Genomic DNA, 12,782 nt, shown 5'->3' with positions numbered 1-12,782 from the left:
ATTTCTTGGTGAATTTGGTCTGTGGATTAATTGCAAGAATGCCATCAGCCTAAGAAGCCCTCTCTCAATATTAATGCGTTTTTCCTTCCTTCTGCTTAACCCGAACTCAGGTTGAGTAACTTTTTTCCTGTCGCCTCAAGGAAAGGAGAAATACTATTTTGAATTTTGATAGCTTTGATAAGGAGAAGGCATGATATGGCGTTTATCAGTTGGGTGGAATATATTGCCGTTCTGAGGTTCGCGCTTGGTAAAGACATAGCAATGCCATATCCCTACAGATGTATAGCACCCAACCCTGGAATTGTTATATTTCAGGTTGTAGTGGGGGAGCCATGCCTTCGCCTTTTTAAAAATGGCTTACGAGTACCATGTAACCTTGCCGTTGTCTAGTAGGGGAGGAAAGCTTGCGCGATCGCGTTGATCCCTAGAGAGTAAGAGATATAATTCAATCGTTTTGATAACTCCAACTTAACCCCTATCTTAATTTTATTGATAGATTAGTCTCCCCAAGAAAAATTCTATACATACCATTGGATCTTTCATTCATAAGCTAGGGTTGTAGGTTAACCATTCCTCTATTAAAGGTGATAAAGTTACATTTAACGCAGAGATACAGCAGAGTTGACTGACATCTAGCAGTTAACGCAACTGAATTTAGCAAACTTTTTTGAAGCTAATTGCCGCACACCTATAAGTAGGTTAGGGGCTAGCTTATAGCGACCAATTATTAATTGCAGTAAACCTTTGACCTCCACAGGAAATAGGGCTTTTCTGTATCTAATTGGCATAGCTGTTTGCGTTTAAAAAGCATCTTTTTAAGAAGTATCTGTTGCGTACAAAATCACAGGGAATCCATTCCGAGGAGATGTTATGAGCCAGTTTTCCAATCAAGTTTCCCGCCGCAAATTTCTCTTAACTGTTGGAGCATCTGCTGTAGGTTCTGTATTGCTAAAAGGCTGTTTAGGAAATCCCCCCGAACCGGGCGGCACTCAAGCACAGACAACTTCTGGTGCTGCTCCTGCTGCTAACATCAACCCAGAACAAGCGCCGGAAACTCCGAAAGTAAAACTAGGATTTGTCCCCATTGTAGAATCTGCTCCCCTAATTATTGCTCAAGAAAAAGGCTTCTTTGCTAAATACGGCATGACTGGAGTTGAACTTTCTAAGCAAGCTTCCTGGGGTTCCATGCGGGATAACACCGAGATTGGTTCAGCAGGTGGCGGTGTTGATGGCGGTCAATATCAGATGCCAATGCCGCATTTGATTACTGAAGGTATTATCACCAAAGGTAATCAAAAAATTCCCATGTACTTACTGGCTCAGTTGAATACTCATGGGAATGGAATTGCCGTTGCCAGCAAGCATCTAGGGAAAGAAATTTCCTTGAAAATGAACGGCGCAACTGCATTCTTCAATCAACTGAAATCAGCAAACACTCCGTTTACAGCCGCCCATACTTTTCCCCAAGTTAACCAAGATTTCTGGATTCGCTACTGGTTAGCAGCAAACGGCATTGACCCAGATGCTGATATGAAATTAATTCCCGTACCCTCGGCTCAAACTGTCGCCAACATGAAGACGGGGACGATGGATGCTTTCAGTACAGGCGACCCCTGGCCCTATCGAATTGTTAAAGATAAGATTGGCTTCATGGCGGCATTAACCGCAGAAATGTGGAAAAATCATCCTGAAGAATACTTGGCTTTAAGAAAAGATTGGGTTGACAAAAATCCCAAGGCAACTAAAGCGATTTTGAAAGGTATCATGGAAGCACAACAGTGGTTAGATAATTTTGATAACCGGAAAGAAGCAGTACAAATTCTCGGTTCACGGAATTATTTCAACCTTGCACCAGAAATCCTTGAAAACCCAATGATGGGTAAATACGATATGGGTGATGGTCGCGTTATTGACGATAAATCAATGGCACCTTATTACTGGAAAGATGAGAAAGGTAGTGTTTCTTATCCCTACAAGAGCCACGATCTTTGGTTTATCACAGAAAGCGTCCGCTGGGGCTTTTTGCCTGAATCTACATTGGCAAATGCTAAAACCATTATTGATAAAGTCAATAGGGAGGATATTTGGAGAGAAGCTGCCAAAGAAGCAGGAATTGCTGCTGCTGACATTCCGACAAGTACATCTCGTGGCGTTGAAGAATTTTTTGATGGTGTCAAGTTTGACCCAGAGAATCCCACAGCTTACCTGCAACAACTGAAAATCAAGAAAGTGAAAGCTTAGTCTGTTGTCAGCCGCTAGTTGATAACAAACAACAGACAACGGACAAAAAACAGTAGACCAATTACTAATTACCAATTACCCAACTTTAGGAGAAGACTGTCCATGACAACGCTACAAAGACGCGCTTCAACTACTTCCCAGAACGCCTGGTTATCCCGCCTGAACAAGCAATTTCCCGATCTGATACCGCCAATTATAGCGCTCGCTATCTTCCTCCTCGTGTGGCAGCTGTTTTCTTGGACTCCGGGTGCGACACTACCAGGCCCCATTCAGGTTATCAAAGACACTTGGATACTGATTCTGTATCCCTTTTATGACAAAGGTGGTACAGACAAAGGTTTGTTTTGGCAGATTCTCGCTAGTTTACAACGGGTGGCTATTAGTTACACCTTAGCAGCGATTATTGGTATTGCCTTGGGCATCTTGATTGGTACAAATAAAATGATGTCCAAAGCTTTAGATCCCCTCTTCCAGTTATTGCGAACTGTACCGCCTCTAGCTTGGGTGCCAATTTCTTTGGCAGCATTGCGCCAAAACGAACCAGCCGCCCTTTTCGTAATTTTTATCACCGCAATCTGGCCTATCTTGATTAATACAGCCGTGGGAGTGAAGCAAATCCCTCAAGATTACAACAACGTCGCCAAAGTTTTGCAGCTTTCACGGAAAGAATACTTCTTCAATATTCTCATTCCTGCTGCTTTACCCTACATTTTCACAGGTTTGAGAATTGCAATCGGTTTGGCTTGGTTGGCAATTATCGCAGCAGAAATTGTGATGTCCGGGATTGTCGGGATTGGCTTCTTTATCTGGGAAGCTTATCAGAATAACGCAGTTAGTGAAGTTATCTTGGCTTTAATCTACATCGGTGTTGTTGGTCTGCTGCTAGATAAAGCGATGGCTTGGATCGAAACGCGGATTGTACCGGAAGGACAAAAGTAACTAATGGCTAATAGCTAATGGCTAATTGCAATTAGCCATTAGAAACTGACAACTAGCAAAGCATAAAGGACAAGTAGATGAGCGTTTTTGTTGCCGTTGACCAAATTGATAAGGTGTTTTCGTTAACCGGAGGTGGCACCTATGTCGCCCTCAAGGGAATTGACCTCCAGATAAAAAAGGGAGAATTTGTTTCTCTAATTGGTCACTCCGGTTGTGGTAAATCCACTTTGTTAAACATGGTGGCAGGTTTAGATTTGCCAACGGAAGGTGTAGTGACGTTGGAAGGACAACGCATTACTAAACCTGGCCCTGACCGGATGGTAGTATTCCAAAATTATTCGCTATTACCTTGGCGCACTGTACGAGAAAATATTGCGTTAGCTGTCAACTCGGTGATGAAAGATTTACCAGCCGGGGAACGCAAAGCAATCGTCGAGCAGCATATTGATATGGTAGGGTTGCGTCATGCTGCCGATAAGCCACCAGCTCAATTATCGGGTGGAATGAAACAAAGGGTAGCGATCGCTCGTGCATTAGCAATTCGTCCCAAGTTACTGCTACTCGATGAACCGTTTGGTGCATTAGATGCGCTGACGCGGGGTAACTTGCAAGAACAGCTGATGAGAATCTGCGAAGAAAACCAAGTTACCGCCGTTATGGTGACTCACGATGTTGATGAAGCGGTGCTGTTGTCTGACCGAATTGTAATGCTGACCAACGGCCCAGAATCCAAGATTGGTCAAATTCTGGAAGTTGATATTCCTCGTCCCCGCAAACGGATGGAAGTCGTAGAACATCCCAGCTACTACAGCTTGCGGAGTGAGATGATTTATTTCCTCAATCAGCAGAAACGGATTAAGAAAATTCGGGCGAGGAAGACGACAGCGATCGCGCGTCACGGACTAGAAAAAGTTAATCTCGATATTGGCTTCTTACCCCTAACCGCTTGTGCGCCTCTAGCGATTGCTAAAGAAAAAGGCTTCTTTACCAAGCATGGACTCGATGAAGTCAACCTAATGCGCGAAACCAGCTGGCGCGGAATCACCGACGGCATGACTGGCGGATATTTGGATGCTGCCCAGATGCCTTCCGGAATGCCCCTCTGGTTAACTCTGGGAGGTCATGAGAACCGCCCCGTTCCGGTCGTTACGTCCCTGACCATGACCCGTAACGGCAACGCCATCACCCTCGCCAAGCACTTCTACGAGGAAGGCGTGTACACCTTATCAGATTTTAAAGATTACCTGCGTCGCACTCCCGGTCAGCACCGGATGGGAATGGTGCATCCCAGTTCCATGCACAACTTACTGCTGCGTTATTGGCTAGCAGCGGGTGGCATTGACCCCGACCGCGACGTATCTCTAAAAACTATCCCTCCCGCCCAAATGGTCGTGGATTTGCAAGCCGGAACGATTGACGGTTACTGCGTCGGGGAACCGTGGAATCTCCGCGCCGCCGAGGAAGAAATTGGCTTTACGATTGCGACCGACTTAGAAATTTGGCTGGGACACCCAGGTAAAGTTCTCGGCGTTCGGGAAGACTGGGCAGCAGCTTATCCTAACACCCACATTGCGTTAGTGAAAGCTCTCTTGGAAGCTTGCAAATACTGTGCAGATCCGGCGAATGCCCAAGAAATTCGGGAGATTTTGGCACGGCGGGAGTATGTAAGTACCGATTTGGCTTATATCCAGATGGGAGAACCAAACTACTCTGCCTGTAGCTTAGAGCATCCGATGCGCGAGTATGCCCATCACCAGTTTTACGGCGAAGGTGGTGTCAACCGCCCCAGTCGCACCGAGCAACTTTGGATTATGACACAACTGGCTCGTTGGGGCGATACTCCTTTCCCCAGAAATTGGGTAGAAATTCTGGAACGAGTCTGTCGAGTTGGTGCGTTTAGCACAGCAGCGCGAGAACTGGGTCTTGATATTAGTTACACTCGCGGCCCAATTCAACTGTTCGATGGCACTCCCTTTAATGCCGATGACCCGATAGCCTACCTCAACAGTCTGGCAATTAAGCAGGATTTTTCAGTTGCGGAAGTTGTCATCGATTCAAGGACGAAGACAGCAGCTTAAAGAAAGCCAAAAGGCAAGAACAAAGAATTTCCTGTTTTTACTCTTGCCTTTTAGTGATTCTCTCAAATGCTTCTCTTAAAGCTATCTCTCCTCTGCGTTTTCTAGACCTCTGGCAAAAGTCAGCCCTGAAATAAATTTCGGGCTGAACGCCAAAGTTAGCTTTAGCTAACTGGCAGACATTTTCAGCCCGTTTTAACGGATTTTAGCTTTAAGCCTGTAGCTTGCTTCTCGCTTTGTGAGGACTTTAGTTCAAGGCATTTAGGCAAGAGGTCTTGTGTATCTGAAGCGGTTCGTTATCTGGTAATTTAAGCTTACAAGCTGAGTAAGTAAGCGAAACAATCCCACCCTACTCCTAACTCTTCAACAGCCATGCAAGCCTTCAACTTTCAAACCTCAACTTCTTTAACTCAAAGCTCAAAACTCAAAACTCAAAAGTCCCCTAGTTCACCGTTTTTGGTGATTGAGAACGTCTCCAAAGTTTATCCAACGCCAAAAGGCCCTTACACGGTATTGGAAGACGTGAATCTCACCGTACAGCAAGGCGAGTTTATCTGCCTCATCGGTCACTCTGGCTGTGGTAAATCGACACTGTTGAATATGGTGTCGGGTTTCAATACGCCCAGCAGCGGCGAGGTGCGGGTTGGCTCTAAGCGCATCACCCAACCAGGGCCAGACCGCATGGTAGTATTCCAGAATTACGCTTTGTTGCCTTGGCGGACTGCGTTTGAAAACATATACCTGGCGGTTAACGCAGTTTATCCTAATAAGCCGGAAGCTGAAAAAAGGGCGATTGTAAGAGATCATCTAGCGATGGTGGGACTCACAGAAGCTGCTGACAAAAAGCCGCCCCAACTATCCGGCGGGATGAAACAGCGGGTAAGTATTGCCCGTGCTTTGGCGATTCGTCCCCAAGTCTTAATTCTAGATGAGCCTTTTGGAGCGTTGGATGCAATTACCAAGGAAGAATTACAGGAAGAACTGCTGAAAATTTGGAACGACAACCGGGCGACGGTGTTGATGATCACTCACGATATTGATGAGGCTCTATTTCTAGCAGATCGATTGGTGATGATGACGAATGGGCCTCATGCTAAAATTGGCGAAGTGCTGGAAATTCCTTTTCCGCGTCCGCGCGATCGCGCTCGCATTATGGAAGATCCGCAATACTATAAGCTGCGGAATCACGCTCTGGATTTTCTCTACAACCGCTTCGCTCACGACGACGAATAAAGCAAAAGGCAAAAGGAAAAATAGCGCCTTTTTTTCCTTTTGCCTTTTAGCGCGTTAATTATAAAAAATACTAACGCTTTTAAAACAATCTCAATGGTGTGTCTATAAAAAGAGACTAGCAAAATGCGGATAGGTAAAAAGCTAACAAAACAACTCAGAGCAGCTTCCAAAGATGAAAACTTTCTGCACGGGCTGGAAAATATAGAAGGCATAGTTTCCAAGGTTCTTTCAGTTGCTATGATCTTAGTTATCCTAGTGTCAATTTGGAATCTAGGACTTTCTTTGGTACAAATGCTGATTGGTCAACCAGATGAGCCTTTTACTAAAACATTGTTCAAAATATTCGGATTATTTTTGAACGTTTTAATTGCTCTTGAAATTTTAGAGAATATCACTGCATATCTAAAAAAGCACGTTATTCAAGTTGAGTTAGTTATTGTTACTTCTATAATTGCCGTTGCTCGAAAAATTATTATTCTAGATTTGGAAAAAACATCAGGGGTTGACATAATTGGGTTGGGAATTGCCCTATTATCTCTTTCAATTAGTTATTGGATTATTCGTTACATGAACGCCAAATAGCATACGGAATAAGGCAGATTGGGGACTCGTGACTGGGGACTGGGAAGAGGAAACAGTTGCATTCGGGAGCATCCCAATGCTTGTAAAAACGCCGGATGACTAACGCCATACGCCTCAACCTATACAGGTTGAGGATTTTTCGCTTTAAGTGAACTTTATTTCCTAGCCCCCAGTCCCCAGTCCCTAGCCCCAGCCCCCACCATAAATCCCTACTTAGTGGGATCTGTTACCTTGACTACTATGTTAAAACTGAAAATAATGTACCTGGCACTGCTGCGAGATTTCTTGGATACCGGCTACAGACAAGGCTAACCGCCGTATCTAAAATTTGAAATTGCTACTGGCATCTGCTTGAGTGCTTTGATGTTTGTTTGGACTGAATGGGATAAAACTATTTATCGGCTGGTACAAGACAACCGCAGTAGGCACCCAACACCCAATACCTAACACCCAATGCGCCTGAGATTTTCTCAAGATATTAAGTCTCTGCTTGAGAGGTTAGCCAATCAGCCGCTAACCCTAGCAGACATTCTGGCAGAAACCTCTGAACGAGGGTTTAGCCTGGTTATCGGCTTACTCACTCTGCCGTTTCTGTTTCCAATGCCGCCTGGATTTACCGTAGTTTTAGGTAGCGGTAGCTTACTGTTAGCGCTACAAATGGCTTTTGGATGGCGTTCTCCTTGGCTACCGAAACGAATTCGTCAGTTCAAATTTCCTCGCTGGTTTATTCTGCAACTGTTGAAAAACCTGCAACGAGTCACAGGTATGCTAGAAAAATTGACTCGTCCCCGTTTTCGTCGGGTGGCAGAGAATCCCCAAGCGTGGCGATTGAATGGATTGTGTATTGCTTGGCTGACGGTGTTGTTGATGTCACCCATCCCGTTGACTAATCCGATTCCCGCAGTTGGCATTTTGTTGTTTGTCGTTGCCACTTTGGAAGCTGATGGTTTTTTGATGTGCGTCAGCTATGGGTTAACTGGGGCGATTACTTTGTTCTTTGTATTCATTGCAGGCACGTTTTGGCAAGCGTTTAGTCTGTTTATGCAACAATTTCTTCAGCAGTAGAAAATCAAAATAAATAAATATTGCTTTGTTAAAATGTATTAAGCAATGCTGGCAACAATCGGCTTTAAATGCGCTTATTCATGCAGAATCCTCCCTACACTCCGCCTTGGCTGCTAAGAAATGGTCTATCGATGACTCTCTACACTGCTTTGCAGGCAGGTAAGGAATGGGAAAAGACTACTGTAGACCCGGAACCACCTTATCGAGAAACAGTTTTTACAGGTGCGGGTAACGTGCCAATTTTTGGCTGGGTGGCGATTCCAGAAAAGGCGCACAGTACAATTGTTGGCACTTATGGCATTACGGGCAGTTTGGATAACCAGTGGTTTCTAAGACTGCTGGGACGCAAAGCATTTGCCCAAGGTTATGCAGTGGTACTTTTTGACTGGAGGGCGCACGGCAAAACAGCAGAGTTGTCTCCTACCTTAACTTCTGATGGTTTGTACGAGGGGGAAGATTTTGTCCGGATTGCGGCGACGGCGAAGGGAATGGGTTGTCCGGCACCGTTTTGGTTTACGGGGTATTCTTTAGGGGGACAACTGGCACTGTGGGCGGTAAAAGCTGCACAGGAGTTAACGAAGGAAGGTCAGGATTTAGGGTTGCAGGAAGAGGAAATTGGGGGCGCGGCAGTTATTTGTCCGAGTTTGGATTCTAACCGTTCGCTGTCTTATTTAGTGAAAGATCCCTTGGGCAGATATTTAGAACAAGCGATCGCACGAGAATTGAAAAAACTGGCGATTCGGATGTATGATGCTCATCCTGGGGCAATAGACCCCGCAGCAATAGAACGGGCTAATAGTATTTGGGGTTTTGATAACGAACTGGTAATCGGACGCTTGGGCTTTCCCTCGGTGGAGGCCTATTATGACGCTAGCAGTGCATTACACATATTGCCTCACCTGCAAAAACCAACTTTGATTTTATATGCTGCCGATGATCCAATGTTCGATCCGTCAATTGTGGCAGATTTGAAGAAGGAAAGCGATCGCAATCCTAACATCCACTTACTGCTAACTCAATACGGTGGTCATGTCGGCTACATCAGCAGTCGAGAATGTCAGCATCAAGCAAAAGATCCTGATCCTTGGTGGGCGTGGAATCGAATTTTAGAGTTTTTTAAGCTACGGTAAGTTACCAAACCGGGTAGCAAAGTTGGAATTTCGTGTTGGAGACAAAGCACGCGCCTTAAGAATTGCTGCTGTCAAAAAGGCATAGGATAGCACTCCCACGACTGCTAACAGCAAACCGCTGACAGATCCTGTAGCGTTCCAGAGGGCATGGAGTCCAGATGCGGTGAAATAGCCTACTACTAAAATTGTCCAACGCTTACTAGGTTTGAGCGCACTTAATCCAATGAAATACCCAAAATAGCCACTATAAGCCATGTGTCCTGCCACTGAGCCTAAAATACGGGGAATTAGAAGTTGCAATCCTACCAATTCTCCCGCCCCTTCCCCAGCTTGCAGCGTGATGTTTTGAATAATATTGGGAACGTACTGTCCCAGGGTTTCCAACAGGGTGAAGCCGACTGCGGAAGCCGTTCCTAGCAGAATACCATCCAGGGGTTCCCAAACTCCGATGCGATCGCGCCACTTCTTAGAAGGAAGCCTGCGTCCAATTAAATACAATGCCAGCACTGGCAACGCCTTCAGCAATTCTTCCATCAACCCTGCGCCGAAAAACATTCGCACAAGTAGACTGGGAAATTCGCTAAAGCTTACCTGTTCGGCACCTCTAAGTATTGTATCCACGTCCCCAGGCAGGATAACGCGAAAAACATAGATAAATCCTAGTAACAGCGGACTGACGAGAATTAAGGCGGTAGTTGAAGCTGAAAACAGTAGCACCCACCACGGCTTATGTTTGCCGCAAAGTTGGTAGACAAAATAATAAGCCGCCCCAGCCAGATAAGATGCCAGCACCAGATTAAATACTATTGGTGTCCCTACGGCGGCGAACAGCAAGATTACAAATGCGACTGTGAGAATGCCTGGTACCAAGTAAGCTTTTTTAGTTAAATCTCTTCCTGTGGAAAGGATGGGAAATAACTGGGTAAAAGTTACCCCCTCTGGCTGAGGTGGCGGTGGCGTTACTGACACAATTACTGCCTTGGTCTGAAGTTGCGGCGGCGGCGTTACTGGTGGCGAGGACAGTTGAGTTTTGACAGAGGCAACTTGGTACTCAAACATGAATTCGGCACCGTTTTGCCCTAACATAATGCGATCGCCTGACAGCAATTTTTGCCATCCCTGCAAGCGTGTCCCATTTACATAAGTGCCATTGGCACTATTCATGTCGCATATTTCCCAGCCTACTGATGCGCCTCCCGACTGCGAGAGAGGACGAATAGTGGCGTGCCGACGGGATACAATACCGTGCTGGGTCGAATCTAAGACAATTTGACAACTTGGTTCGCGCCCTATCGTTACTTCCCGATTTCCAGGTAGCGCGTAAGGCGGCAAAGGCGTAGTAGTGGCACCGCTGGACAGTAGCCGGAGAAACCCATTTGCGTAACTCTGACCAGTCATTTTTTAGAGATTGGGAGAAAGCGTTAGCGATTAGCTTAGCAATTACCGCTGATTATCGAGTAGGGTTCTGGCAAAAATTACAAGGCGACTAAAGTTGCGGCTAACGATAAAAACGATAAAAAGGTGTGGAGACGCTGGATACAACATCTCCACACCTTTATCATGAATTTTGGTTTGCATCTCGAACGGCGGCATAGAATAGAAATCCCACTAAGGGAATGCTGGCAGCCAGAATAATTCCCGTAGTCAGACTACCCAGCCGGGGGTCTCCAGAAGCAAGTTCAAAGACGGAACCAACAGCTGCTATCCCTGCTACGCACGAACCAAGCAAAAATACACCACTTTTCGGAGTCATCATGACGGAATACTACCATCCCTTGGGTGCGGGATTGACAGCTTGAGCCGAGAAGCCGTGCTTTTTCAACTCTTCATTCAACACCAAAGCATTGTCTACGCGGTCAACAAATAGCACCCCATTCAGGTGATCCATCTCGTGCTGAATGGCGCGGGAAAGCAGCCCAGTTGCTTTCATACTACGCGGACGGCCCTGTTCGTCTTTGTAAGTGACTTCAACCATTTCCGGGCGCTTCACGTCGATATAAACGCCAGGAATAGAAAGACAGCCTTCTTGAAACATACACAAGTCGCGCCCGAATTTCTTGATAGTCGGGTTAATCAACACTAAAGGCTGATTAGCGGCGTTATCTGGTTCGGTGTCAATGACAATCAGCTGTTTGTGCACTGCTACTTGGGGGGCTGCCAAACCGATGCCATCTGCGCTGTACATGGTTTGCAGCATTTCCCGCACGAGTTGCCGAATTTCGTTGTCTACCTTGGCAATACGTTTGGCAGGGTGACGCAGGACGCGATCGCCCATATAGTGAATCTCTAAAGGCGGTTTTTCTAACTTTTTCTTTTCGACGGCAACTTCACTCGTCATGGTCATAGTATTGTGACTCGCAAGACAGCTAAATTTTAAACATTGCGGTTTTCTTATATCTTAACAGTTCTCAGTTGTTCGCTCCCTTGCTACTTAACTCCTTTACTTTCCTCCCCCAACACGTACTTTCATCAACAACGCGCCGAACGCGGTAGCATAAATTTTTCCCCCTCTGCTGCAAATTTACCCCTCACCATCAGCACCGTCTCATCAAATAGGTGGGGAAATGCCCTGATATCTCCCGCATCCAAAAGTTCAGGACTAAAGTATATCGTCACCTCTTCAATGGTTTGAGGTATTCTGTCAATAATTTCTTTCAACGAGCATATCTGCGTTGCCACTATATCAAAAAGGTGGAGTTTGGTATCTTCTATCTCCATGCAAGCGATTAAATCCAAATCTTCTGCATAGTATAAAGGGCGACTTCCTTCGTTGAAGCAAAATACGGCTTTTTCTTTCACAACTCCAACAATATTAGAAACAGGTGTCCGCGTTTCCAACAGTCTGTGTAGCAATTTTAAATCTTTGGCATCATCAAAATTCAGTATTCTAAAACCATCCCTGCTACTCTGGGAATCCCATCTGATTTTAAACACGTATTCTTCTAGTTTGCGAAAGCCAAAAGGCGTATAAAAATCCGGGTTTGGGGTTGTCAATACCAGCGTTTGATAGCGTTTATCGCAATATTGGAGTACCTCTTCAATTACTTCGCGGTAGTAGCCACGCCTACGAAATTCCGACCGCGTGCATACTCCATGTACTCCCCCCACCGTCACCGCTTGTCCCATAATCTGCATAGGAATTTCTAACACTCCTACATGGGTAACAGCTATGTCATCGTGAAAGCGAATAAACGGAGTTGAAGCATCTTCCCACGATGCGCCTAATTTTCTGCCGCATTCTGTTAATTCCCCCAGTCCAGGAAACACGACTTCAACCAAGTCAAACAACTTATTACTTAAATTAGAGTCAGCAGAGAATGACCGTTTAAAGCGATACTGATTCATAACTTCACCATAATTATTGCCACCGCTTCAGATACCCGACTTCTTAAAGAAGTTGGGTATCTCGCCTTTACGAATCATTTAGCAATGCGATACATACTACAAATACTACAACATATTAGAGGTAATGGGGAGCGGTTCGGGAGAGTAGAATCTAATGCAGCTCTAAAATCTA

At 45.5% G+C, this 12,782-nt stretch carries 11 protein-coding genes; 7 read left to right on the top strand and 4 right to left on the bottom strand.

The window, feature by feature from the left end:
* The first annotated feature begins 870 nt into the window (after positions 1-870).
* From H6F66_RS22735 to H6F66_RS22705, 7 genes are all read left to right on the top strand, one after another.
* Positions 871-2,241: a CmpA/NrtA family ABC transporter substrate-binding protein gene (locus H6F66_RS22735; protein ID WP_190425849.1), complete on the top strand. Its 1,371-nt coding sequence runs from the start codon at positions 871-873 to the stop codon at positions 2,239-2,241.
* A 102-nt stretch (positions 2,242-2,343) separates the two neighbouring features.
* Positions 2,344-3,180: a nitrate ABC transporter permease gene (gene ntrB / locus H6F66_RS22730; RefSeq protein ID WP_190425848.1), complete on the top strand. Its 837-nt coding sequence runs from the start codon at positions 2,344-2,346 to the stop codon at positions 3,178-3,180.
* Between the two features lie 77 nt (positions 3,181-3,257).
* A complete protein-coding gene (locus tag H6F66_RS22725; protein ID WP_190425845.1) occupies positions 3,258-5,258 on the top strand; it encodes a nitrate ABC transporter ATP-binding protein in 2,001 nt (666 codons plus the stop codon).
* 369 nt (positions 5,259-5,627) lie between these two features.
* Positions 5,628-6,488: a nitrate ABC transporter ATP-binding protein gene (locus H6F66_RS22720; protein ID WP_190425842.1), complete on the top strand. Its 861-nt coding sequence runs from the start codon at positions 5,628-5,630 to the stop codon at positions 6,486-6,488.
* A 123-nt stretch (positions 6,489-6,611) separates the two neighbouring features.
* Positions 6,612-7,070, top strand: coding sequence for a phosphate-starvation-inducible PsiE family protein (locus tag H6F66_RS22715; protein WP_190425840.1), 459 nt, complete (start codon positions 6,612-6,614; stop codon positions 7,068-7,070).
* Positions 7,071-7,523: 453 nt separating this feature from the next.
* Complete coding sequence (locus tag H6F66_RS22710; protein WP_190425838.1) at positions 7,524-8,135, top strand: exopolysaccharide biosynthesis protein; 612 nt, start codon at positions 7,524-7,526, stop codon at positions 8,133-8,135.
* A gap of 80 nt (positions 8,136-8,215) precedes the next feature.
* Positions 8,216-9,265 (top strand): alpha/beta fold hydrolase, encoded by a 1,050-nt coding sequence (locus H6F66_RS22705; protein WP_190425836.1) that lies wholly within the window; start codon positions 8,216-8,218, stop codon positions 9,263-9,265.
* Here the strand turns inward: H6F66_RS22705 and H6F66_RS22700 are convergent.
* The 4 genes from H6F66_RS22700 to H6F66_RS22685 all read right to left on the bottom strand — a co-directional run bounded on the left by H6F66_RS22700 (position 9,257) and on the right by H6F66_RS22685 (position 12,610).
* Positions 9,257-10,663 (bottom strand): PrsW family glutamic-type intramembrane protease, encoded by a 1,407-nt coding sequence (locus H6F66_RS22700; RefSeq protein WP_190425833.1) that lies wholly within the window; start codon positions 10,661-10,663, stop codon positions 9,257-9,259. The two genes, H6F66_RS22705 and H6F66_RS22700, sit on opposite strands and share 9 nt — an antisense overlap.
* Positions 10,664-10,823: 160 nt before the next feature.
* The gene (locus H6F66_RS22695) at positions 10,824-11,018 is read right to left on the bottom strand and encodes a hypothetical protein (RefSeq protein ID WP_190425861.1); all 195 of its coding nucleotides are present in this window, start codon (positions 11,016-11,018) and stop codon (positions 10,824-10,826) included.
* Between the two features lie 12 nt (positions 11,019-11,030).
* Positions 11,031-11,603, bottom strand: coding sequence for a peptide deformylase (gene def / locus H6F66_RS22690; RefSeq protein ID WP_190425858.1), 573 nt, complete (start codon positions 11,601-11,603; stop codon positions 11,031-11,033).
* 131 nt (positions 11,604-11,734) lie between these two features.
* The gene (locus H6F66_RS22685; protein WP_190425831.1) at positions 11,735-12,610 is read right to left on the bottom strand and encodes a GNAT family N-acetyltransferase; all 876 of its coding nucleotides are present in this window, start codon (positions 12,608-12,610) and stop codon (positions 11,735-11,737) included.
* Positions 12,611-12,782 lie beyond the last annotated feature (172 nt).

Origin of the sequence: Trichocoleus sp. FACHB-6 (assembly GCF_014695815.1) — a bacterium.
In the GTDB taxonomy this organism is placed as follows: domain Bacteria; phylum Cyanobacteriota; class Cyanobacteriia; order Cyanobacteriales; family FACHB-T130; genus Funiculus; species Funiculus sociatus.
The sequence above is the reverse complement of the archived record's forward strand: the minus strand, read 5'-3'. Positions and strand labels throughout refer to the sequence as shown.

What these genes read in the sequence shown, in the direction of transcription:
- H6F66_RS22710 (WP_190425838.1), top strand. Translation starts at nt 7,524, where the DNA reads ATGCGCCTGAGATTTTCTCAAGATATTAAGTCTCTGCTTGAGAGGTTA.
- H6F66_RS22725 (WP_190425845.1), top strand. Translation starts at nt 3,258, where the DNA reads ATGAGCGTTTTTGTTGCCGTTGACCAAATTGATAAGGTGTTTTCGTTA.
- H6F66_RS22735 (WP_190425849.1), top strand. Translation starts at nt 871, where the DNA reads ATGAGCCAGTTTTCCAATCAAGTTTCCCGCCGCAAATTTCTCTTAACT.
- H6F66_RS22695 (WP_190425861.1), bottom strand. Translation starts at nt 11,018, where the DNA reads ATGACTCCGAAAAGTGGTGTATTTTTGCTTGGTTCGTGCGTAGCAGGG.
- H6F66_RS22700 (WP_190425833.1), bottom strand. Translation starts at nt 10,663, where the DNA reads ATGACTGGTCAGAGTTACGCAAATGGGTTTCTCCGGCTACTGTCCAGC.
- def (WP_190425858.1), bottom strand. Translation starts at nt 11,603, where the DNA reads ATGACGAGTGAAGTTGCCGTCGAAAAGAAAAAGTTAGAAAAACCGCCT.
- H6F66_RS22720 (WP_190425842.1), top strand. Translation starts at nt 5,628, where the DNA reads ATGCAAGCCTTCAACTTTCAAACCTCAACTTCTTTAACTCAAAGCTCA.
- H6F66_RS22705 (WP_190425836.1), top strand. Translation starts at nt 8,216, where the DNA reads ATGCAGAATCCTCCCTACACTCCGCCTTGGCTGCTAAGAAATGGTCTA.
- H6F66_RS22715 (WP_190425840.1), top strand. Translation starts at nt 6,612, where the DNA reads ATGCGGATAGGTAAAAAGCTAACAAAACAACTCAGAGCAGCTTCCAAA.
- ntrB (WP_190425848.1), top strand. Translation starts at nt 2,344, where the DNA reads ATGACAACGCTACAAAGACGCGCTTCAACTACTTCCCAGAACGCCTGG.
- H6F66_RS22685 (WP_190425831.1), bottom strand. Translation starts at nt 12,610, where the DNA reads ATGAATCAGTATCGCTTTAAACGGTCATTCTCTGCTGACTCTAATTTA.